This window comes from Pantoea sp. S-LA4, from assembly GCF_054482835.1.
In genome coordinates, this window is the sequence record NZ_JBTLRC010000002.1 from 758,803 (window position 1) to 780,216 (window position 21,414).

Sequence of the window (21,414 nt, forward strand, 5' to 3'; positions counted from 1 at the left end):
AAAACGAGACAACCATGGCACACGCCCCTTCTTCCTCTGCCACGCCGTCAGAGACGCGCGACCGTCTGCGCCTGGCGCTGTCACGTTTTTACAAGCTGGAGCAGTTTGATCTTTTCTTCGCCCCTTCGCTGCATGTGGCACGGGTGCTGCTGTCGCAGCTGTTTCTGCGCCAGGAGCAGGCGCGCAATCAGACCCGCTATGCCTCCCACTATCCGGTGACCGAACTTAACGTGCTGCCGGCAATTCCACTGATGGCCGGCAACATCATGCTGGTACCGCACGTCGATCTGCCGAACGGCCGGGTTCGCCCGCTGCGCGATTGCCAGAATCAGGGCGTCACTGAGGCGAGCGAAAGTTTTGCCAGCGTGCTGCACCATAACCTGATCGATGATGCGCATCTGTTTGTCACCCGGCTGGATCGTCATGCCGAGATCTGTGGCGATCTGGTGCTGGTGGCGCTGCGCACCTGTGACTTCAGTACCCTGGTGCGCAGTGAACTGCGTCTGTTTGAGCAGGGACTGACTCTGACGGCGGTTAACCACGCGCTGCGGCGCTTTGACGATCCGCAGTGGCGGCCTTACAACGCCGCTACCGTGGATGCGCTGTCGCTTGCTGGTCCGCCGGTGCTGCACTCCAGCCACCAGCCAGGTTTACCCTTTGCCAGCTTTAGCGTGCCGCCGGCAATCATCACCAGCCTGTGTGACGCAGAGGATGTGGTGAAATGGCCTCAGCAGGCGCGGCTGCAGCTCAATGCCAACGTGCGCGGCAGCGGCAAAAAGAGCATCAATATGACTCATCAGTTGGGTAAGCGATTGCAGGTGCTGTTTGGCGCTGGCGGTAAATCTGAAAAAGGCGCGGGCAGGTCGACAGGCGCTGTTATCGGGCCGGAAAGGCAGTAAAGTAGCCGGGTGCGATCCGCGCCCTTCCTTGTGATGAGCGGGTCATAATGGTATGTTCTTCGCCTTCTAAGATAGATCAATGCGATTCGCAAGGGGATTTACGCAATGCGTATTATTCTGCTCGGAGCTCCGGGCGCAGGTAAGGGGACTCAGGCCCAATTCATCATGGAGAAGTACGGCATTCCGCAAATCTCCACCGGCGACATGTTGCGTGCAGCGGTAAAAGCGGGCAGCGAGCTGGGCAACCAGGCGAAAGCCATTATGGATGCTGGCAAACTGGTAACCGATGAGCTGGTGATTGCGCTGGTTAAAGAGCGTATCACTCAGGAAGACTGCAAAAACGGTTTCCTGCTGGACGGTTTCCCGCGCACCATTCCTCAGGCGGATGCAATGAAAGAAGCCGGGATCACCGTGGATCACGTGCTGGAGTTCGCGGTACCGGACGAACTGATCGTTGAGCGTATCGTTGGCCGTCGTGTTCACGCGCCATCAGGCCGCGTTTACCACGTCACTTTCAATCCACCGAAAGTGGAAGGCAAAGATGACGTGACCGGCGAAGAGCTGACCACCCGTAAAGACGATCAGGAAGAGACCGTGCGTAAGCGCCTGGTGGAATACCATCAGATGACCGCGCCGTTAATTGCTTACTACAGCAAAGAAGCGGAAGCAGGCCACACGGCTTATCACAAAATCGACGGCACCCGTAAGGTGACCGAAGTAAGCGCTGAGCTGGCGAAGATCCTCGGCTAAGCGTATCGGGGCCGGTATTACTGGCCCCTTTTGCAGTAATTGCTTTTACCTCCCACTAATTCCGCTACAATTTCCTCGTTTTCACGCATCCCCGTCGTCATCAAGGAATCACAATGAGGCAAGATAAGCCCGGCGTGTTACTGGTTAATTTAGGTACGCCAGACGCCCCAACCACACCTGCTGTTAAACGCTATCTGAAACAGTTTTTAAGCGATCCTCGCGTGGTCGATACCCCGCGCTGGCTCTGGTGGCCGATTCTGAATGGTGTCGTGCTGCCGTTTCGCTCGCCGCGCGTGTCGAAGCTCTACGCCTCAGTCTGGATGGAAGGCGGTTCGCCACTGCTGGTATACAGCCAGCGTCAGCGTGATGCGCTGGCGGCGCGCGTGGATATGCCGGTCGAACTTGGCATGAGTTACGGTAATCCCAGCATGAAAAGCGCGGTGGATAAGCTGATGGCGCAGGGCGTGACGCGCCTGATCGTGCTGCCGCTTTATCCGCAGTTCTCCTGCTCAACGGTGGCAGCGGTGTGGGATGGATTAACCGCGGTATTCAAAGATTACCGTTCGTTGCCCGAAGTGCAATTTATTCGCGACTACGCCGAGCATCCTGCCTATATCGCGGCGCTGAAGGCCTCTGTTGAACGCTCTTTTGAGCGTCACGGTCAGCCCGATCTGCTGGTGATGTCGTTCCACGGTATCCCGCAGCGCTTCGCTAATGAAGGCGATGACTATCCTCAGCGCTGTGCCGACACTACCGCGGCACTGACCAAAGCGCTTGGCCTGCGAGAAGATCAGTTCATGCTGACCTTCCAGTCGCGCTTTGGCCGTGAACCCTGGCTGATGCCCTACACCGACGAAACCATGAAAAGCCTGCCGGCCAAAGGGATCAAACACGTACAGGTGATGAGCCCCGGCTTCTCTTCAGACTGTCTGGAGACGCTGGAGGAGATCAGCGGTGAAAACTGCGAAATCTTCATGCACGCCGGTGGCGAGAAGTTTGAGTACATTCCGGCCCTGAACGCCGACGAAGCCCACATTGAAATGATGGTCCAGCTGGTCAGCGCACGCCGTTAAGCGAAGGCAGAGAGTGTGATATCATTCTCTGCCTGTTTTTCCAGACGGCATTCCCATGAAATTTCCCGGCAAACGCAAATCCAAACACTACTTCCCGGTCAGCGCACGCGATCCCCTGTTACAGCCTGCTCAACACGACGTTGATGCGGGAAGCTGGGTGGTTGGTATCGATCAGACGCTGGTCGATATCGAAGCGAAAGTTGATGAGGCTTTCCTGACCCGTTATGGCCTCAGTGCCGGCCATTCACTGGTGATTGACGATGCGGTGGCGGAAGCGCTCTACAACGAACTGATGCGCGATGCGCTGATTACCCATCAGTTTGCCGGCGGTACCATTGGCAATACCCTGCACAACTTCTCGGTGCTGGCCGATGATCGATCGGTGCTGCTGGGCGTGATGTGCAACAACATCCAGATCGGTGGCTACGCCTATCGCTATCTGTGTAATACCTCCAGCCGGATGGATCTCAACTACCTGCAGGGCGTAGACGGCGCGATTGGCCGCTGCTTTACGCTGATTGGTGAGAACGGTGAGCGAACCTTCGCCATCAGCCCGGGCCAGATGAACCAGCTGCATCCCGATAATGTGCCGGAAGAGGTGATTGCCGGAGCCTCGGCGCTGGTGCTGACCTCTTATCTGGTGCGCTGTGCGGAAGGCGAGCCGATGCCGCAGGCCACCTTACGGGCGATTGAGTACGCCAAACGTCATAATGTGCCGGTGGTGCTGACGCTGGGAACCAAACATGTGATTGGCGATAACCCGCAGTTCTGGCGCGACTTCCTGCGCGAGCACGTTACGATCGTGGCAATGAATGAAGAGGAAGCGCTGGCACTGACCGGCGAAGCCGATCCGCTGCTGGCCTCCGATATGGCGCTGGAGTGGGTCGACCTGGTGCTCTGTACCGCCGGACCAACCGGGCTGTATATGGCGGGCTATACCGAAGACGAATTCAAACGGAAAACCAACCATCCGCTGTTGCCGGGCGCTATCGCTGAGTTTAACCAGTATGAGTTCAGCCGGGTGATGCGCCAGCAGGATTGCCAGCAACCGCTGCGGATTTTCTCGCACATTGCGCCTTACATGGGCGGACCGGAGAAGATCATGAATACCAACGGTGCCGGGGATGGCGCGCTGGCGGCGTTACTGCATGACATTACCGCCAACAACTACCATCGCCTCAACGTCCCTAACTCCAGCAAACATGCGCGTCCGTATCTGACCTATTCGTCGCTGGCGCAGGTGTGTAAGTATGCCAACCGCGTTAGCTATCAGGTGCTGAATCAGCATTCACCACGCTTAACCCGTGGCTTACCGGAGCGGGAAGACAGCCTGGAAGAGTCCTACTGGGATCGGTAAAGCGGGCAGCTACCGCGCTGCAGACAGTTGGCAAGCTCAAATCAGGTTGAATCTGACAGCGATGGATTAGCTCAACGCGCAGGGAACGGGGTCAGAGGAGGAAAGCGTCCCGCCGCCCGGATAAAAAAAGCTACGCGTTGGCCCGGCAACGGGCGCACCTCAGGGATGAGGTGCGTAATCGGGCGGGCCGGGCAGGTCATGGATTGGCTTTAGCGTCTTTCCGATCTGACCCTGTTCCCTGTGCCGTCACGGTCTCACAGCTAGCCGGGCCAGATGAATCAGCGCACGACATCGCAGGGCTGTAAATCTTCGCCCTGCGTCATCTCATCCTGCAGGATTTGCAGCATACTGCTGGCGATCTCACGTTCGCCCATCACCACACGGGTTGCGCCGCGTTCCATGATATATTCCACTTCATCGTCATAGTGGGCCCGGGCGATAATCTCGATATTCTGATGCTTCTCGCGCGCGGCGGTGACCACTTCGCCCGCTTCATAGCCATTCGGGATGGTCAGCAACAGCCAGCGAGCGCAATCGAGCCGCGCCAGCTCCATGGTTTCAGCGCGTGCCGCATTGCCCAGCACCGCTTTAATCCCTTGCTCGCGCAGTGCTTCGACGCGTGGACGGGAATTTTCAACCACCACCAGCGGCACGTTGGCCTCAATCAGCTTCTGGCCGATCAGGCTACCGACCCGGCCATAGCCGACAATCACCGCATGATTGCAGAAATTCACCGGAATCTGCTTCTCTTCCTCGATCGCTTCTTCCAGCGTCTGCTCCTCGATGGTTTCGGTTTTCGCCAGAAAACGCTCCAGCAGGGTAAACAGAATCGGGTTGAGCATGATCGACAGGATCGCGGCCGCCAGCACCAGATTGCGTCCTTCATCACTGAGCAGGCCGAGCGAGATGCCGAGTCCGGCGAGAATAAAGGCGAACTCGCCAATCTGCGCCAGACTGACCGAGATAGTTAAGGCGGTGCGGCGGGAGTGGCCCAGCAGCGTCACCAGCAGCCAGGCGGCCATCGATTTCCCCACCACAATAATCACCAGCGCGCCCAGCACCGCCAGCGGCTGCGTCACCAGGATGGCGGGATCAAACAGCATACCGACCGAGACGAAGAACAGCACGGCAAAGGCGTCGCGCAGCGGCAGGGTATCCCGGGCGGCACGATGGCTCAGTTCAGATTCGTTCAGCACCATACCGGCAAAGAAGGCGCCGAGCGCGAATGAGACATCGAAAAATTCAACGGCGCCAAAGGCAATCCCCAGCGCCAGCGCTAACACCGCCAGCGTAAACAGCTCGCGTGAGCCGGTGGCGGCGCTGCGGGCAAGAATCCAGGGCACGGCGCGGCGGCCGACCACCATCATCAGTATCATAAAGGCGGCGACTTTACCGATGGTCCACAGCAGGTCCCACGCCAGCAAACCGGCGCTGGCGTTCCCCTGTTCCATCATGCCGGCAATCGCGGGCAGCAGTACCAGCGTCAGCACCATCACCAGGTCTTCAACAATCAGCCAGCCAATGGCGATCTGGCCGCGCTGGCTATCAATCAGCTGGCGCTCTTCTAATGCCCGCAGTAACACCACGGTACTGGCGGTAGAGAGACAGAGGCCAAACACCAGACCGGTCATCCACGACCATCCCAGCGTCCATGACAGCCCCATTCCCAGTAACGTCGCCACCGCGATCTGCGCGACGGCACCGGGAATGGCGATCGACTTTACCGACATCAGATCTTTCATAGAAAAATGCAGGCCAACGCCGAACATCAGCAGGATCACGCCCAGCTCCGCCAGTTCCGGCGCGAGATTGGTATCCGCGACAAAACCCGGCGTAAAGGGGCCGGCCATCACGCCCGCCAGCAGGTAGCCGACCAGCGGTGAAATACGCAGGCGGTTTGCCAGCATCCCAAGGAGAAAGGCCAGAACCAGCGCCCCGACAATAGTGGTGATCAACGGTGTGGTGTGATGCATGCCTGTCTCCTTGTATACAAATGTATCCGCTTGTAACAAATGAGTTTAATGCAAAACAGGCGCTTTCGCTGAGCAATTTGCGGGAAGAGCAGAAAAAAACGATTAAAAGAGATGAAAACGCAACAGAAAGCCTGTTTTGGCTGATTATCGAGAATATGGGCCGGATTGACGCTTTATCAAGGGCCGGCTAAATAAAAAATCATGCCGTTAAATGCCCTAAGCGTGACGCGAATAACCGGAAAATGCGCCTGGCCGCCTGATAAACCTTATCCTGGCGCGGTTTTGCGCTGGAGTTCACGATTCAGCCTGCCGGGCCCGCTTACGGCGCGCTGAAAACGCGCCCCCGGTTAGGGTTAATCGCGCACCCAGTGTGCGTTGGCCTTGAGTTCATCAGAATAATGTGCGAAACAGTGGGGCAGTCCGGTCAGCGAACCCGCAGAGAGAAACCGGCCAGAGAGAAATAAGGAGATTAACGGTGTTGTTATCACGATGGGCAGGATTGGGCGGTGCGCTGGTACTGGCGTTAATGCCGCTGTTTTCTCAGGCTGCAGAGCCAGACCGCACGTACCGTTTTAGCCTGCTGCACACCAATGATGAACATGGTCACTTCTGGTTTAATCCGCAGGGTGAATATGGTCTGGCAGCACAGAAAACGCTGATGGATAGCCTGCGCTACGAGGTGCAGGCCAAAGGCGGTGGCGCGTTAATTCTCTCGGCGGGTGACGTAAATACCGGCGTGCCGGAGTCGGATGAACTGGATGCCGAACCCGATTTCCGTGGCATGAACCTGATTGGCTACGATGCGATGGCGCTCGGCAATCATGAATTTGATAAGCCGATTGCGGTGCTGCGCAAGCAGGAGAAGTGGGCGCGATTCCCGTTGCTGGCCGCCAACGTCTACCAGAAAAGCAGCGGCGAGCGGATGTTCAAACCCTGGGCGGTGTTCAATCGTCTCGGCCTGAAAATTGCGGTGCTGGGGCTGATCACGCCTGATACGGCACGGCTGGCCAATCCGGCCGGCTTAACCGATATCGAATTTCGTGATCCCGTCGCCGAGACGGTCAAAGCGGTGGCTGAGTTACGCGCCACCGAGAAGCCGGACGTGATTATCGCACTGACGCATCTGGGCCACTACGACGACGGCAAACACGGCAGCAACGGTATCGGTGATGTTACCCTGGCGCGCAGCCTGCCGGCCGGGACCCTTGACCTGATTGTCGGCGGTCACTCGCATGATGCGGTCTGCATGGAAAAAGAGAACGTCAGCGTAAAAAATTATCAGCCGGGTCAGCCCTGCCAGCCCGATAAACAGAACGGCATCTGGATTATGCAGGCAGAGAAATGGGGCAAATATGTCGGGCGCGGCGATTTCACCTTCCGTAATGGTCAGGTGACGCTGGAGTCCTATCAGCTGGTGCCGGTTAATCTCAAACATCTGGTGAAAAACGCAGACGGCAGCGAAACCTGGCTCACCTGGCAGCAGGAGATCCCGAAAAACAGCGCCATGATGAAGCTGCTGATGCCGTTTCAGAAACGGGCTGAGGCGAAGCTGACCGTCAACGTCGGCAGCATAATGGGAGATTTTAATGGCGAAAAAGAGCAGGTGCGCTTTGAGCAGACCAATCTCGGCCAGCTGATTTTACGCGCGCAGATGGCGCACACTAAAGCGGACTTTGCGGTGATGAGCGGCGGCGGTATCCGAACTTCTCTGAAATCGGGCAAACTGAGCTGGCGCGATCTGCTGCAGGTCCAGCCGTTTGGCAATCAGGTGGTGTCGGTGAGCCTGACCGGTGCGGAGATCAAAAAATATCTGGCGGTGGTCGCCAATATCCAGCCTGACTCAGGCGGCTACGCCCAGTTTGCGGGCATCAGCCTGACGGCTGACGGCAAAGAGGCCAGCAATATCCGTATCAACGGCAAGCCGCTGCAGGATACACAGCACTATCGCATGGCCACCAACAGCTTTAATGCGGCGGGCGGCGACGGCTATCCACGACTGGATAACCATGCCGGTTACGTTAACAGCGGCGCGCAGGATGCGCAGGTGCTGCGCGACTTTATCAAGGCGCACTCACCGGTCAAAGCCAGCGACTATCAGCCACAAGGCCAGGTTGTGCATCTTACCGATGAGCAGATCAGGCAACGTGATGAGGCGGCGGAGAAAGCGCGTAAACGCAACTACCCCAAAATGATTCTGGCATGGATCTGGCCGTGGGGGAATGAAACAGCCCGGGCCCACTGAACGTTTCGGGAGGCATAGCGCCTCCCGATTTTCTTTATGCCTGACAGGATTTACGGCTGATCCAGCGCTCGCGCAGTTTATCCCAGATCCAGTTATAGCCCATGGTGTAAGGCAGGAAGAACAGGAAGAAGCCCACTTCCACCAGGAAAGCCTGCCACAGTGAAATATCCAGCATCCAGGCGGCAATCGGCAGGCCGATCAGAATAAATCCTCCTTCGAATCCCAGCGCGTGCAGCACGCGCACGCCGGCGCTGCGCTTCTGTCCCGGCGGATGCAGTCGATCAAATCCGGTGTTGTAGATCATGTTCCACAGCATGGCGACGGTGGACAACATAATGGCCAGCGATCCCATCTGAAACAGCGGCTTATTCATTACCCAGGCGGCCAGCGGCGACACGGTCAGGATCGCCAGCGTTTCAAAACAGACGGCATGTAAAATACGTTCTTTGATTGAGCGGGTACGCATTGCTTCATTCTCCTTCGTTTATGCCACGCATTCTCTCACCACCGGATGCTAGAATAAAATGAATACCTATCGAAAAAAGCGATGGATAAGATGCGTTACTCCCCGGAATCTCTTGAGGCGTTTGTTCAGACCGTCACCAGCGGCTCGTTTTCAGCCGCCGCCCGCGCGCTGGGAAAAAGCCAGTCCACCATCAGTGCGGCGGTAGCGAATTTAGAAGACGATCTCGGCTTTGTGCTGTTTGATCGTGGCGGACGCCAGCCAATATTAACCGAGCAGGGACGACGCGCCCTGCCGCAGGTGCAGCAGATCCTGGCAGCCAGTGAGCGGCTCGATGCGCTGGCGATACGTTTATCGCAGGGCGTCGAGCCCCGATTAAGTTTTGCCGTTTCCGACTTCTGGCAAACGGATCATCACGAACATCTGCTCAAGCAGTTTGACGCGCGCTACCCGGAGATTGAGCTGGAGTGCATGATTGCAGAGGATGGCGATGTGCTGGATCTGCTGCAGGCCGGACGCGTTCACCTTGGCGTGGTCCGGGCGCAGCCCGCGCTGCCGGCGGATATCGCCGTGGCACGGTTGCAGGTGGAAGCGGAAATGGCCGTCTATCTGCATCGCGATCATCCACTGGCGACGCTCAACGCCGTCAGTGAAAGTCAGCTTGAAGAGGTACGACATCTGCGGCTGAACACCTGGGTCGAGCAGCGGGAACCGATCTCACTGGGGCGGGTCTGGTCGGCACCCACCTATTTACTCCTGCTGGAGATGGCGGAGCAGGGCTTTGGCTGGAGCATCCTGCCGCGCTGGCTGGTAAAGCAGTTTGGCCACGGCGTGTTGCAGGAGTTGCCACTGCCGGGCTGGCCGCAGCATATCGCGGTTGAGGTGATCTGGTCGCGCCGAAACCCGCCGGGCCCGGCGGGACGCTGGATGATCGATCAGCTGTGCGCTCAGCCGCGGGTTTAATCGTGGCGGGCAATGTCCGCCAGCGGCGCAGCCAGCAGGCGGGCCAGATCCTGCGGTGCCAGTTCTATATCGAGCCCGCGCTTGCCGCCGGAAACAAAAATGGTGGCAAAGTCAGCAGCAGAAATATCGATCACCGTGGGTAGCCGTTTCTTCTGGCCCAGCGGGCTGATGCCGCCCACCAGGTAGCCGGTCACCCGCTGCGCCTGCAGCGGATCGGCCATATCCACTTTTTTCGCGCCCAGTGCTTTCGCGACTTTTTTCAGATCGAGCTGGGTCGACACCGGCGTAACCGCCACCGCCAGCTGTTTCGCTTCACCATTCAGCGCCACCAGCAGCGTTTTGTACACCTGACGTGCGTCCAGATTCAGTTTCCGCACCGCCTCATCGCCAAAGTGGGTTTCGTGACTGTCATGTTCGTAGGGGTGCAGAGTGAAGCTGACTTTTTGTTTTTCCAGCAATTTTACCGCAGGTGTCATACCGGTCCCTTCCTGAGAAAAATCTTATTACCACTGATGAATGAATAAAGGTGGCGAAAATTTGTGCTTTGGGCGAGAATTGGCCGCGCGCCAGCAATCTGATTGCTGAGCGATAACCAAAATCATAAACAAATTCCTCTTTGACGGGCCGGTAACATTACCGGCTCTCTTTTTTTCAGGGCTTCTTCAGCATCCCGGGCAGGTTATCCTCACCGTAAAGATGCAGCGCACCAACTGCCACCACATATTCTCCCGCCGCTAAGGCCTGCAGTTTATCCCGCCACTGCGCATTACGCTGACCGATCAACGTATCATTCAGCGCCTGACTGAAGGTCGCGGGCAGCGCAATCTGCGGCTGGCGCGGCGGCGTATCCAGCCACCAGCTCACCATCATCTGCAGCAGCCGGGCGTTGGTATGCCAGTGGGTCAGCGTATCCTGCAGCAGCGCCATACCATCATCCGGCAGGGTATTCAGCAGGGCGATCTGCGCCTCAGCGCCCTCCAGCTCTATCACCGGCTTGTTCCACTGCTTTGCTGCCTGCAACAGCTGATAGTCAATGCCGTAGTCGGGGCGTAATCCCAGCCGCTGCGCCTGCTGCGCCTGTAGCATCAGTGCAATTTGCCAGGCGGGCAGGGTGTCAAACGAACCGATCGACAGGTTCATCTCATCACACAGGCCGGTGAGCGTCTGCAGAGCCGCGTCATCCAGCCGGGTAGCCAGCGGTGGACGTTCTGCGCTGCGATCGAACGGTGAGCCACCCTGAGTGATATCCGCTTCGACGATCAGTGCATCCGCTTTCTGCAACTGACGCAGCAGCCGCGCAGGCAGCGGCTGCATATCCCGCGTGCCCATATGAATGCTGCCCACCAGGTGCAGATGACAATCGCCGAGCCGGACATCCATGGCCGGCCAGCGATAACTGGCGGGAAAGAGTTGGCTGATAAAGCCGCGCAGTGAGCGCCAAACGTTGCCTGTCATTCCCGATCCTTCGCTATGTTAAACCCCCATGCTAGCGGCTTCAGGCTTTGAAAAACAGCACCGAAACGGCTAATCCTGGCGCGGGGGCTGATAGCGCAGCAGGCGATTAGCATTCGCCACCACGGTAATTGAGGAGAGCGCCATCGCAGCACCCGCCACAATCGGGCTGAGTAACGTACCGGTCAGCGGATAGAGCACGCCAGCCGCCACCGGAATACCGATGCTGTTATAAATAAATGCGCCGAACAGGTTCTGCCGGATATTCCGCAGCGTCGCTGAGGAGATCGCTAACGCATCGGCCACGCTGTTGAGATCGGCGCGCATCAGGGTAATGCCCGCGGTTTCAACCGCCACATCGCTGCCGCCGCCCATCGCAATACCCACTTCAGCCTGGGCCAGTGCCGGCGCATCGTTAATGCCGTCACCGACCATCGCAACGCGTCGTCCCTGCTGCTGCAACTGCGCAATCGCCGCGGCTTTGCCTTCCGGCAGTACGCCCGCGATCACCTCATCAATCCCCACTTCAGCCGCAATGGCCTGCGCGGTTTTCTGATGGTCGCCGGTGAGCATAATCAGGCGATAACCCGACTGATGCAGCCGCTTCAGCGCCGTTGCGCTCTCCGGCCGCAGGGCATCGCGCAGGGCGATCAGGCCGATCAACTGGCCCTGCTCAGCCAGCAACACCGGCGTCGCGCCCTGTTGCGTCAGGCGTTCGATATCGGCTGCGGCGGGCTGGCAATCCACCCCGTTTTCCTGCAGCAGGGCGGCATTGCCCAGCAGCAGTGCTCTGCCATCAAGTATGCCGCTGACGCCCTTGCCGCGTATTGTACGAAATTGTGCCAGTGCAGGCGGACTCTGCAGGTCAGCTTCGGCAACAATGGCTTTTGCCAGCGGATGACCGGAGGAGAACTCCAGCGCGGCGGCACTCTGTAATACCGATTTACGGCTGGCTGTACCCCAGACCCGCACCTCGCTGACCTGCGGCGTACCCGCAGTCAGGGTACCGGTTTTATCAAACACCAGCGTGTCGATCTGGCTGGCGCGCTGTAACGCATCGGCATCTCGCACCAGCACGCCCAGCTCGGCGGCACGACCTACGCCCGCGATAATCGACATCGGCGTTGCCAGCCCTAACGCACAGGGACAGGCAATGATCAGCACGGTAGTGGCAATCACCAGCATATAGGCGATCTGCGGCTGCGGTCCGAACAGGTACCAGATGCCGCCGCTGATCAGCGCAATCGCCACCACCACCGGGACGAAAACCGCGGAGATGCGATCGGCTAACCGGCCGACATCGGGCTTGCTGCTTTGCGCCTGACGCACCAGCCGGATAATGCGCGACAGCGTGGTGTGGCTGCCGGTTGCGCGGGCTTCAAACTGCACTGAGCCATCCTGAACCAGGGTACCGGCAAACACCGCGTCGCCCTGGCTTTTGCTTTGTGGCACCGCTTCGCCGGTCAGCATCGCCTCATCAAACCAGGCAACGCCTGCGGTGATCTCACCATCGACCGGCACCCGATCGCCGGTTACCAGACGCAACGTCATGCCGGCCTGCACCGCATCGATCGGGATCAGCGTATCGCCCTGAGGATCGACCCGTCGCGCCTGCGCCGGGGTCAGATCGAGCAGACGTTCCAGCGCTTTTGACGATCGCTGACGCGCCCGCTGCTCCAGCGCATGACCGAGATTGATCAACCCAAGGATCATGACGCTGGCTTCGAAATAGAGATGCCGCGCCTGCGCCGGGAAAAAGTCGGGCCACAGCACCACGCTGAACGAGTAGATCCAGGCCGCGGCAGTACCCAGTGCCACCAGCGTGTCCATGGTAGCGCTGCCGTTGCGCGCGCTGCGCCAGGCGCTGCGATAGAAATGAGTGCCGGTGATCACCATCACCAGCAGCGTGATAACGCCCAGCGTCAGCCAGCGGCCGTGGTTGCTGGCGGTGAGCATCATGTTGTCGCCCATCATTCCCCAGATCATCAGCGGCACACCAAAAACCAGTGCCACTGCCGCCTGCCAGCTGAAACGGCGCATCGCGCGACGTGAACTCTGCTGCTGTTTCTCACGCCGCTCCTGCTCATCGTCGACCACCTGCGCGCCGTAACCCGCGGCATCCACCGCGGCGACCAGCTGTTGCGGTTCGACCTCGCCCAGCACCAGCGCGCTGCGTTCGCCCAGGTTAACCCGGGCCTGACTGACGCCGGGCACCTGCTGCAGTGCCTTTTCAACCCGGCTGACGCAGCTGGCGCAGGTCATGCCGTCAATCAGCAGCATGTGAGCGGGAACGTTTTTTTCTGCCGGACGGGAGAGCGTATCCGTTGTCAGCGCCTCCGGCGGCGGCTCCGATGCTGTCAACGGCTCAGGCTTTGGGGAAGCGTCAGCCGCTTTCAGCGTGGCGTGATAGCCCGCCTGTTCGACGGTGGCGATCAGGGCTGCCGCATCGGCCGCGCCGGAAACCCGCGCTTCCTGCTGGGTAACCTCTGCCTGCTCAACATCGTCCCGCTGTTCCAGCGCCTCTTTCACCCGTTTAACGCAATGGCCGCAGGACAGACCGTCCAGGGCCAGAGAAATGGTCTGTGACATGATGAACTCCTTGTGTGATCAGATTTGACCGGCTGGTCAGTTTCGATTCATGATTAAGCATAAACCTTCCATCAAGGGGAAGGTCAAGGGGGACAAAATGAACATCAGCGATGTGGCGAAAAAGACCGGGCTGACCAGCAAGGCGATTCGTTTTTATGAAGAGAAGGGGGTCGTCACGCCCCCGTTGCGCAGTGAAAATGGCTATCGCAGCTACAGCATGCGCCATCTGGATGAACTCAATCTGTTGCGCCAGGCGCGTCAGGTTGGCTTTACGCTGGATGAGTGCCGTGAACTGGTGGCGCTGTTCAATAATCCGTCGCGCCACAGCGCCGACGTCAAGGCGCGTACCTTACAGAAAGCCGATGAGATTGCGGCACATATTGAAGAGCTGCACGCGATGCGCGCACGCTTACTGGCGCTGGCCGAGGCCTGTCCGGGCGACGACAGCGCCGAATGCCCGATCATCAATAATCTGGCCGGATGCTGTTCTCAGCCGGGCGGTAAGCGCGGCTGAATGCGCAGAGTAATGCCTTCAACCGCCACCACTTCGACCGGCGTGCCCGCTGGCAGATCCCGCTCTGCCTCTACCCGCCAGCTGCTGTCACCGATTCGCACATGGCCGGTGCGGTTGTGCAGCGCGCTCTCCAGCGTTAACTGCAGGCCAATCATCTGGCTGCCGCGCTGATTAAGGGCATTCGGCGTCTGATGCGCTTCCCGATGGCGCATCCAGCGATACCATAAAAAGACGCAGACCAGCGTCAGAACGGCAAACATTGAGCCCTGAGCGGTCCAGCTAAACGGCATTACCCATTCGATAATGCCGACCATTACCGCGGCCAGGCCGCTCCACAGCAGATAACCGCTGGTGCCCAGCATCTCTGCTGCCAGTAGCAGTCCGCCCAGCGTCAGCCAGAACCAGTGCGGATGGGCAATGATATCGACCAGCATCAGCGTTTCGACTCGGTACGGGATGCTTTCAGCAGTTCACCGATGCCGGCAATCGAACCGAGCAGGCTGCTTGCCTCCAGCGGCATCATCACCACTTTACTGTTATCGGCTTCGCCAATTTTTTGCAGCGCGTCGGTATATTTCTGTGCCACGAAGTAGTTGATCGCCTGGATATCGCCCGCGGCAATCGCCTCAGAGACCATTTTGGTGGCGTTGGCTTCCGCTTCCGCCTGCCGTTCCCGCGCCTCTGCCTGCAGGAACGCCGAGGTCCGTTCCCCTTCGGCTTTAAGGATCTGCGACTGTTTATCCCCTTCGGCGCGCAGGATAGCCGCCTGGCGAACCCCTTCCGCCGTGAGAATATCGGCGCGCTTGGTCCGCTCCGCTTTCATCTGCGCATTCATCGCACCGATCAGCTCCTGCGGCGGACGAACATCGCGGATCTCGATGCGGGTAATCTTGACGCCCCACGGATTGGTCGCTTCATCGACGATATGCAGCAGGCGGGTGTTGATGCTGTCGCGTTGCGACAACATTTCGTCCAGCTCCATGCTGCCAAGCACGGTGCGCATATTGGTCATGGTAAGGTTCAGAATAGCCTGCTCAAGATTGCTGACTTCATATGCGGCACGCGCCGGGTCAACGACCTGAATAAAGCAGACCGCATCGATGGTGACGTTGGCGTTATCTTTAGAGATGATCTCTTGCGAGGGGATATCCAGTACCTGTTCCATCATGTTGATCTTACGACCGACACGATCCATGAACGGCACCACCAGGCTTAACCCGGGTTGCAGCGTGCGGGTATAACGGCCAAAACGCTCAACCGTCCATTGAAAACCCTGTGGCACAATCTTGACGGTCGCCCAGACAGCCACCAGCGCCAGCACGATCAGAGCAGGAATTACAGTTATCATACAACCTCCGCGTTGTCAGATTAACGGGCCGAGTCGCTTCGGCCCGTGGTCCCGCCGTTAGTAGAGCAGGGAATAGAGCTGGCGACGGTAACGGGCAGCGAGTGCGTCGCCGGTTCCCAGCGCCGCCAGAATCTCCTGCAGCATTTTACGCGCCTGGCCGTCAGCAGCGTTAAGATCAGATTTCAGGAAGCTGAAAAGCAGTTCCAGCGCTTCTTCATTACGACCCACCTGATGCAGCTGTAACGAGAGTTTAGCAGCCAGTCCGGCGTTAGATGGGTCGGCTTCCAACTGAGATTGCAGCTGCTGAATCTCCGGCGTATCTGCGGCCTGTTTCAGCAGATCGATCTGCGCCATCAGGCTTTGATAACGGGTATCCTGATCCTGTAACGGTACGGCTTTCAGCACCGTTTCCGCTTCATCGCTGCGGCTCAGGGTGATCAGCACCTCGGCCAGCAGAAAGCCAATTTCGCTCGACTGGTTGCTCAGCTGCCAGGCCTCTTTTAACAGCGGCAGCGCCTCCAGCGGCTTGCCTTCTTCCATCAGCGCCATCGCCTGCTGGGCTTTCAGCTCCTCTTCACGCGGCAGCACTTTTTCCAGCAGGGCGCGAATCGCTTCTTCGGGTTGTGGTCCCTGGAAGCCATCGACCGGCTGACCGTTCTGGAACAGATAGACGGTTGGAATCGAGCGCAGACCAAACTGCGACGCCACCATTTGCTCTTTATCGCAATCCAGTCGGGCGAGAATAAACTGGCCGGCATACTCCTGCGCCAGCCGCTCCAGCACCGGCGTCAGCTCCTGGCAATGCTGGCTGCGCTCAGACCAGAAGTAAAACAGCACCGGCAGCTGCATCGACTGCTCAAGCGTCTGATGCAGGTTAGATTCGTTGATGTCGATTATCGAAGCATGTGGTGACATGGAGAAGTCTCTTTGCAAAAAGTGTTTAAAGAATATGGGGCCGACTGGCCGCGCTTCAAGTTCTAATCAGGCCGGGCGCTTAATGACTGCGCAAAATGCGATCCAGCATCAAGCCTGGCAACAAGCGTTTCAACAGGCTCATGGCATGTGCGACCAGCGTCACCGGATAGCGTAAACGTGGATGTTTACTCTCGAGTGCATGACGAAGTTTAGGCAGAATGGCCTCCGGTGGCAGCGTAAAGCGCGCGGCAATGCCCGGATTGTGCACCGGCTTATCCTGCTCGCCCTGGGTCACATTATCGGTGAAACGGGTGTGAATCGGGCCCGGTTCAATCAGGCTGACGCGGATCTGACTGCTCCGCAGCTCCAGCCGCAGCGCATCGCTCCAGGCTTCCAGCGCATACTTACTGGCGGCGTACGCGCCCCGGCCCGGCGTCGAGATCAGCCCGAGCACCGAACTGGTATTAATAATCCGGCCATCGCCGCTGGCCGCCAGCGCGGGGATCAGCCGCAGCGTCAGCTGATGAACGCCGAAAAAGTTACTGGAAAACTGCTGCTCCAGCTGCTGACGAGAGAGGGTGCGTAACGGTCCATAAAGACCAAAACCGGCATTATTAAACAGGCCGGCGAGACAGTTATTGCTGAGCGCGATGACCTTATCAGCGGCGTGATCGACGCTGTGTGGATCGTCGAGATCCAGCTGCAGTCCGATAAAACCCAGCGTCTCCATGCGCGCCACATCATCCGCCTTGCGGCAGGCGGCGATCACCCGGTAGCCGCGCGCCTGTAAATCGTGCGCCGCCACCAGACCAATACCGCTGGAACAACCTGTTATCAGGATGGTTTTTTGCATTTCTTTACCCTTTTTGCACGCCTGTTCGCGCTACGGCTGCTTAACTAAGGGAGCCAGCTCTTTTGCCATCAGCTGCGCAATAAAAGATTGCGCATCCGGATTGGGATGAATACCGTCCTGCTGCATCCACTCCGGCTTCAGATAGACCTGCTCCATGAAAAAGGGCACCAGCGGAATATTGTACTGCTGCGCTAAATCAGGATAGATACCGCTGAACGCCTCGGTATAGCGGCGTCCGTAATTGGCCGGCAGCCGAATCTGCATCAGCAGCGGCTTCGCGTTGGCGGCTTTAACATCGTCGATCACTTTACGCAGATTTTGCGCGATATCATCGGGCGGGAAACCGCGCAGACCGTCGTTACCGCCCAATTCGATTAACACCCATTGCGGCTGATGCTGCTTTAATAGCGCCGGCAAACGCGCCAGTCCTTGTGCGGCGGTATCGCCGCTGATGCTGGCGTTGATCACTCTGGGCTGCTGTTGCCACTGCTTATCCAGCAGGCTCGGCCAGGCCGCAGTCGCAGACATCCGATATCCGGCGCTCAGGCTGTCGCCCAGTACCATCAGGGTGTCAGCGGCGGCAAAACGCGACACCAGCAAAAGAATCAATAACAGGAAGGGATAATGCCAGCGGAAAACATTGTTGAAGTTCATCATCTTACTAAATCCGTCGGTCAGGGAGAGCATCAGTTAACCATCCTTACCGGAGTTGAGTTAGTTGTCAAACCAGCCGAGACCATCGCGCTGATCGGCGAGTCGGGCTCCGGTAAGTCAACCCTGCTGGGGATTCTGGCCGGGCTGGACGATGGCAGCAGCGGTGAGGTTCATCTGCTGGGCCAGCCGCTGCACCAGATGAATGAAGAGCAGCGTGCGGCGTTACGCGCCCGCCAGGTCGGGTTTGTCTTTCAGTCTTTTATGCTGGTGCCGACCCTGAATGCGCTGGAAAATGTGCAACTGCCGTCGCTGCTGCGGGGTGACAGCGATCGTCAGAGCCGCGAGCAGGCGCGGGAACTGTTGACGCTGCTCGGGCTGGGTGAGCGTCTGCACCATCTGCCGGCGCAGCTTTCCGGCGGCGAGCAGCAGCGTGTGGCGCTGGCGCGTGCCTTCAGTGGCCGTCCAGGCCTGCTGTTTGCCGATGAGCCGACCGGCAATCTTGACCGCAAAACCGGCGATCGCATCGCCGACCTGCTGTTTTCGCTGAACCGCGATTTTGCCACCACCCTGATTCTGGTCACCCACGATGAGCAACTGGCGGCGCGCTGCGATCGTCGCCTGCGGCTGCGTGACGGTAAATTGTGGGAGGAGCAATGATCTGGCGCTGGTTCTGGCGCGAGTGGCGCTCGCCCTCGCTGTTAATTGTCTGGCTGGCGTTGACGCTGGCGGTGGCCTGCGTGCTGGCGCTGGGGTCGATCAGCGATCGGATGGAGAAAGGCCTCAGCCAGCAGAGCCGTGATTTTATGGCGGGCGACCGGACGCTGCGCAGCAGTGATGCGGCGCCGGAGGCGTGGCTGGAGAAAGCGCGGGAAACCGGGTTGACGGTCAGCCGGCAGCTAACCTTTATGACCATGACCTTTGCCGATCAGACGCCGCAGCTGGCAGCCGTGAAGGCGGTGGATGATCGCTATCCGATGTTTGGCACGTTGCAGACCCAACCCGCGGATCTGAAGCCGCAGGCGGGCACCGCGCTGGCGGCACCGCGGCTGATGGCGTTGCTCAATCTCAAGGTCGGCGATCTGCTTGAGGTGGGCGATACTCAGCTACGGATTGCCGGTGAAGTGATTCAGGAGCCGGACGGCGGTTTTAACCCGTTTGAGATGGCACCGCGGCTGCTGATCAACCTGGCGGATGCGGCAAAAACCGGAGCGATTCAGCCCGGCAGCCGTATCAGCTGGCGCTACAAATTTTCCGGTAACCCGGAGCAGCTGGCGCGTTATGACCGCTGGATAGAGCCGCAGATCAAAGCTGACCAGCGCTGGATCAGCGTGGAAAACTCAGAGGATGCGCTGGGACGTTCGATGCAGCGGGCACAACAGTTCCTGCTGTTATCTGCGCTGCTGACCCTGATGCTGGCGATTGCCGCGGTGGCAGTGGCCATGAGCCACTATTGCCGCAGTCGCTACGATCTGGTGGCGGTGCTGAAGACGCTGGGGGCCACTCAGGGGGCGTTGCAGAAGTTGATTATCGGTCAGTGGCTGGCGGTGCTGCTGCTGGCGGCAATAGCAGGCAGCGTGCTGGGCCAGGCGGTTGAAGCGGTACTGATGGCGATGCTGAAACCGGTGCTGCCGGCCAGCTTACCGGCGGCCAGCGTCTGGCCGTGGGTCTGGGCGGTTGGCTCGCTGTTCGTTATCTCGCTGCTGGTGGGGCTGCGGCCTTATCGCCTGCTGCTGGCGACGCAGCCGTTGCGGGTGCTGCGGCGTGATGCGGTCGCTAACCTGTGGCCGCTGAAAATCTATATTCCGCTGATGGCTGCGGTGGTGGTGGGGCTGCTGGCGCTGCTGGTAGGCGGCAGTAAAATGCTGTGGGCGCTGCTGGCAGGCGTGGTGGTGCTGGCCGGACTGCTGTCGTTGCTGGGCTGGGGTACGCTGCTGCTGCTGCGTCGGCTGGTGGTGCGCAACCTGGCATTACGGCTGGCGATCAACCGCCTGCTGCGTCAGCCGGGCATCACGCTGAGTCAGCTCTCCGCCTTTTCGCTGTCGTTTATGCTGCTGGCGCTGCTGCTGGTGATGCGTGGCGATCTGCTGGATCGCTGGCAGCAGCAGCTACCGGCCGACAGTCCGAACTTCTTCCTGCTGAATATGACGGCGGATCAGGTGCCGCAGGTGCGCGATTTCCTGCAGTCTCATCAGATCAAACCCGAAACCTTCTACCCGATAGCGCGGGTGCGGCTCAGCGAACTCAATGGCAAACCGGCCGATCCGACGCGGGATAACGCTCTCAACCGTGAGCTTAACCTCACCGCGCTGGCGGAGCGGCCGGATCATAATCCGCTGGTTGCCGGTCGCTGGCCGCCGAAAGCGGGCGAGGTCTCGATGGAGGCGGAGCTGGCGAATCGCTTAGGGCTGAAGCTGGGTGATACCCTGACCTTTGATGGCGATACGCAAAAATTCAGCGCCAGAATCACCAGCCTGCGTAAAGTGGACTGGGAGAGCCTGAAGCCGAATTTCTTCTTTATCTTCCCGCCGGGCGCGCTGGATAGCCAGCCGCAGACCTGGCTCACCAGCTTCCGTATGGAGGCCAATCCGGCATTACTGGCGGAGCTGAACCGTAGCTTCCCGGCGCTGAGTCTGCTGGATATCGGCAGTATCATGCGGCAGATCGGCCAGGTGCTGGCGCAGGTCAGTCAGGCGCTGGAGATTATGGTGATCCTGGTGACCGCCTGCGGCGTGCTGCTGTTGCTGGCGCAGATTCAGGTCGGGATGCGTCAGCGGCGTCAGGAACTGGTGGTGTACCGGACGCTGGGCGCCAGTAAACAGCTGCTGCGCACCACCTTATGGTACGAGTTTGCCCTGCTTGGCGTGGTTTCCGGGGTCGCCGCGGCGATTGGCGCGGAAGCGGCGCTGTGGGGATTGCAGCGCAAGATCTTTGATTTTCCGTGGCAGCCTGACTGGACGCTGTGGCTGGCGTTACCGCTGTGCGGCGCGTTGTTGTTGTCGCTGTGCGGGGGCTGGCTTGGCGTGCGGTTACTGAAAGGCAAAGCGCTGTTCAGGAAGTTTGATGCGGCATGATGCGGCATAAGGAAGGGCTGAGTTTAACCCTCCTCCAGATCGCATGTCGTCAGCATCCGGTCGTCTTCCCGATCGCAGCCAGAACCAGCAAGCGGGTCACGGGAAACGCAGAGCAATGCGTCACGCCGCCTGGATAAAAACGCCGCAACGCATTGGCCCGGCAACGGGCACACCTCAGGGATGAGGTGCGCAGTGGTGCGTGTCGGGCTGGCAGGGATGTCGTTTTTGCGTCTTTGCGATCGTTTCCCGTGACCGGCGTCTGCCTCTGACTTACCGGGAACTGCGCCATCGCGCTCAG

At 59.1% G+C, this 21,414-nt stretch carries 20 protein-coding genes; 10 read left to right on the top strand and 10 right to left on the bottom strand.

Annotated features, from left to right (window positions below; translation table 11 throughout):
- Window positions 1–14 precede the first annotated feature (14 nt).
- The 4 genes from ACX3P5_RS04360 to ACX3P5_RS04375 all read left to right on the top strand — a co-directional run bounded on the left by ACX3P5_RS04360 (window position 15) and on the right by ACX3P5_RS04375 (window position 4,079).
- A complete protein-coding gene (locus tag ACX3P5_RS04360) occupies window positions 15–899 on the top strand; it encodes a DUF6024 family protein (protein WP_233985086.1) in 885 nt (294 codons plus the stop codon).
- Window positions 900–1,004: 105 nt separating this feature from the next.
- Window positions 1,005–1,649: an adenylate kinase gene (gene adk / locus ACX3P5_RS04365; RefSeq protein WP_233985085.1), complete on the top strand. Its 645-nt coding sequence runs from the start codon at window positions 1,005–1,007 to the stop codon at window positions 1,647–1,649.
- Window positions 1,650–1,762: 113 nt separating this feature from the next.
- A complete protein-coding gene (gene hemH, locus ACX3P5_RS04370; RefSeq protein ID WP_094121395.1) occupies window positions 1,763–2,722 on the top strand; it encodes a ferrochelatase in 960 nt (319 codons plus the stop codon).
- A 55-nt stretch (window positions 2,723–2,777) separates the two neighbouring features.
- Window positions 2,778–4,079, top strand: coding sequence for an inosine/guanosine kinase (locus tag ACX3P5_RS04375; protein WP_233985084.1), 1,302 nt, complete (start codon window positions 2,778–2,780; stop codon window positions 4,077–4,079).
- A 278-nt stretch (window positions 4,080–4,357) separates the two neighbouring features.
- Here the strand turns inward: ACX3P5_RS04375 and ybaL are convergent, their stop codons facing one another.
- On the bottom strand, window positions 4,358–6,052 hold the full coding sequence (ybaL, locus tag ACX3P5_RS04380) for a YbaL family putative K(+) efflux transporter (protein ID WP_233985083.1): 1,695 nt from the start codon (window positions 6,050–6,052) through the stop codon (window positions 4,358–4,360).
- A 20-nt stretch (window positions 6,053–6,072) separates the two neighbouring features.
- Here ybaL and ACX3P5_RS04385 point away from each other — a divergent pair, with 20 nt between their 5' ends.
- The gene (locus ACX3P5_RS04385; RefSeq protein ID WP_233985082.1) at window positions 6,073–6,243 is read left to right on the top strand and encodes a hypothetical protein; all 171 of its coding nucleotides are present in this window, start codon (window positions 6,073–6,075) and stop codon (window positions 6,241–6,243) included.
- 284 nt (window positions 6,244–6,527) lie between these two features.
- Window positions 6,528–8,294, top strand: coding sequence for a bifunctional UDP-sugar hydrolase/5'-nucleotidase UshA (ushA, locus tag ACX3P5_RS04390; RefSeq protein ID WP_458968334.1), 1,767 nt, complete (start codon window positions 6,528–6,530; stop codon window positions 8,292–8,294).
- Window positions 8,295–8,328: 34 nt separating this feature from the next.
- Here the strand turns inward: ushA and ACX3P5_RS04395 are convergent, their stop codons facing one another.
- Entirely contained in the window at window positions 8,329–8,760 is a 432-nt protein-coding gene (locus ACX3P5_RS04395) for a multidrug/biocide efflux PACE transporter (RefSeq protein ID WP_233985080.1), read from the bottom strand.
- A gap of 90 nt (window positions 8,761–8,850) precedes the next feature.
- Between ACX3P5_RS04395 and ACX3P5_RS04400 the strand changes: the two genes are divergently transcribed.
- Entirely contained in the window at window positions 8,851–9,720 is an 870-nt protein-coding gene (locus tag ACX3P5_RS04400; protein ID WP_233988213.1) for a LysR family transcriptional regulator, read from the top strand.
- Here the strand turns inward: ACX3P5_RS04400 and ybaK are convergent.
- The 3 genes from ybaK to copA all read right to left on the bottom strand — a co-directional run bounded on the left by ybaK (window position 9,717) and on the right by copA (window position 13,761).
- A complete protein-coding gene (gene ybaK, locus ACX3P5_RS04405; RefSeq protein WP_233985079.1) occupies window positions 9,717–10,196 on the bottom strand; it encodes a Cys-tRNA(Pro)/Cys-tRNA(Cys) deacylase YbaK in 480 nt (159 codons plus the stop codon). The genes ACX3P5_RS04400 and ybaK overlap by 4 nt on opposite strands.
- Before the next feature lie 175 nt (window positions 10,197–10,371).
- Window positions 10,372–11,175 carry a TraB/GumN family protein gene (locus ACX3P5_RS04410; RefSeq protein ID WP_233985078.1) on the bottom strand — a complete coding sequence of 268 codons (804 nt, stop codon included), beginning with the start codon at window positions 11,173–11,175 and terminating at the stop codon, window positions 10,372–10,374.
- 69 nt (window positions 11,176–11,244) lie between these two features.
- Window positions 11,245–13,761, bottom strand: coding sequence for a copper-exporting P-type ATPase CopA (gene copA / locus ACX3P5_RS04415; protein ID WP_336754815.1), 2,517 nt, complete (start codon window positions 13,759–13,761; stop codon window positions 11,245–11,247).
- Between the two features lie 97 nt (window positions 13,762–13,858).
- Here copA and cueR point away from each other — a divergent pair, with 97 nt between their 5' ends.
- A complete protein-coding gene (cueR, locus tag ACX3P5_RS04420) occupies window positions 13,859–14,275 on the top strand; it encodes a Cu(I)-responsive transcriptional regulator (RefSeq protein ID WP_233985076.1) in 417 nt (138 codons plus the stop codon).
- Here the strand turns inward: cueR and ACX3P5_RS04425 are convergent.
- The 5 genes from ACX3P5_RS04425 to tesA form a co-directional block, all read right to left on the bottom strand.
- Window positions 14,251–14,709: an NfeD family protein gene (locus ACX3P5_RS04425; RefSeq protein WP_458968335.1), complete on the bottom strand. Its 459-nt coding sequence runs from the start codon at window positions 14,707–14,709 to the stop codon at window positions 14,251–14,253. The genes cueR and ACX3P5_RS04425 overlap by 25 nt on opposite strands.
- A complete protein-coding gene (locus ACX3P5_RS04430; protein ID WP_233985074.1) occupies window positions 14,709–15,623 on the bottom strand; it encodes an SPFH domain-containing protein in 915 nt (304 codons plus the stop codon). The genes ACX3P5_RS04425 and ACX3P5_RS04430 overlap by 1 nt, the downstream gene beginning before the upstream one ends.
- 57 nt (window positions 15,624–15,680) lie before the next feature.
- On the bottom strand, window positions 15,681–16,538 hold the full coding sequence (locus ACX3P5_RS04435) for a co-chaperone YbbN (protein WP_336754817.1): 858 nt from the start codon (window positions 16,536–16,538) through the stop codon (window positions 15,681–15,683).
- Between the two features lie 79 nt (window positions 16,539–16,617).
- Complete coding sequence (locus tag ACX3P5_RS04440; RefSeq protein ID WP_458968336.1) at window positions 16,618–17,391, bottom strand: SDR family oxidoreductase; 774 nt, start codon at window positions 17,389–17,391, stop codon at window positions 16,618–16,620.
- Window positions 17,392–17,421: 30 nt separating this feature from the next.
- Window positions 17,422–18,048, bottom strand: coding sequence for a multifunctional acyl-CoA thioesterase I/protease I/lysophospholipase L1 (gene tesA, locus ACX3P5_RS04445; RefSeq protein WP_458968337.1), 627 nt, complete (start codon window positions 18,046–18,048; stop codon window positions 17,422–17,424).
- Between tesA and ybbA the strand changes: the two genes are divergently transcribed.
- Window positions 18,016–18,702, top strand: a complete 687-nt coding sequence (ybbA, locus tag ACX3P5_RS04450; protein ID WP_009091595.1) for a putative ABC transporter ATP-binding protein YbbA — start codon at window positions 18,016–18,018, stop codon at window positions 18,700–18,702. The genes tesA and ybbA overlap by 33 nt on opposite strands.
- Window positions 18,699–21,116, top strand: coding sequence for a putative ABC transporter permease subunit YbbP (ybbP, locus tag ACX3P5_RS04455; RefSeq protein ID WP_458968338.1), 2,418 nt, complete (start codon window positions 18,699–18,701; stop codon window positions 21,114–21,116). Before ybbA ends, ybbP begins: the two co-directional genes overlap by 4 nt.
- The last annotated feature ends 298 nt before the right edge of the window (window positions 21,117–21,414 follow it).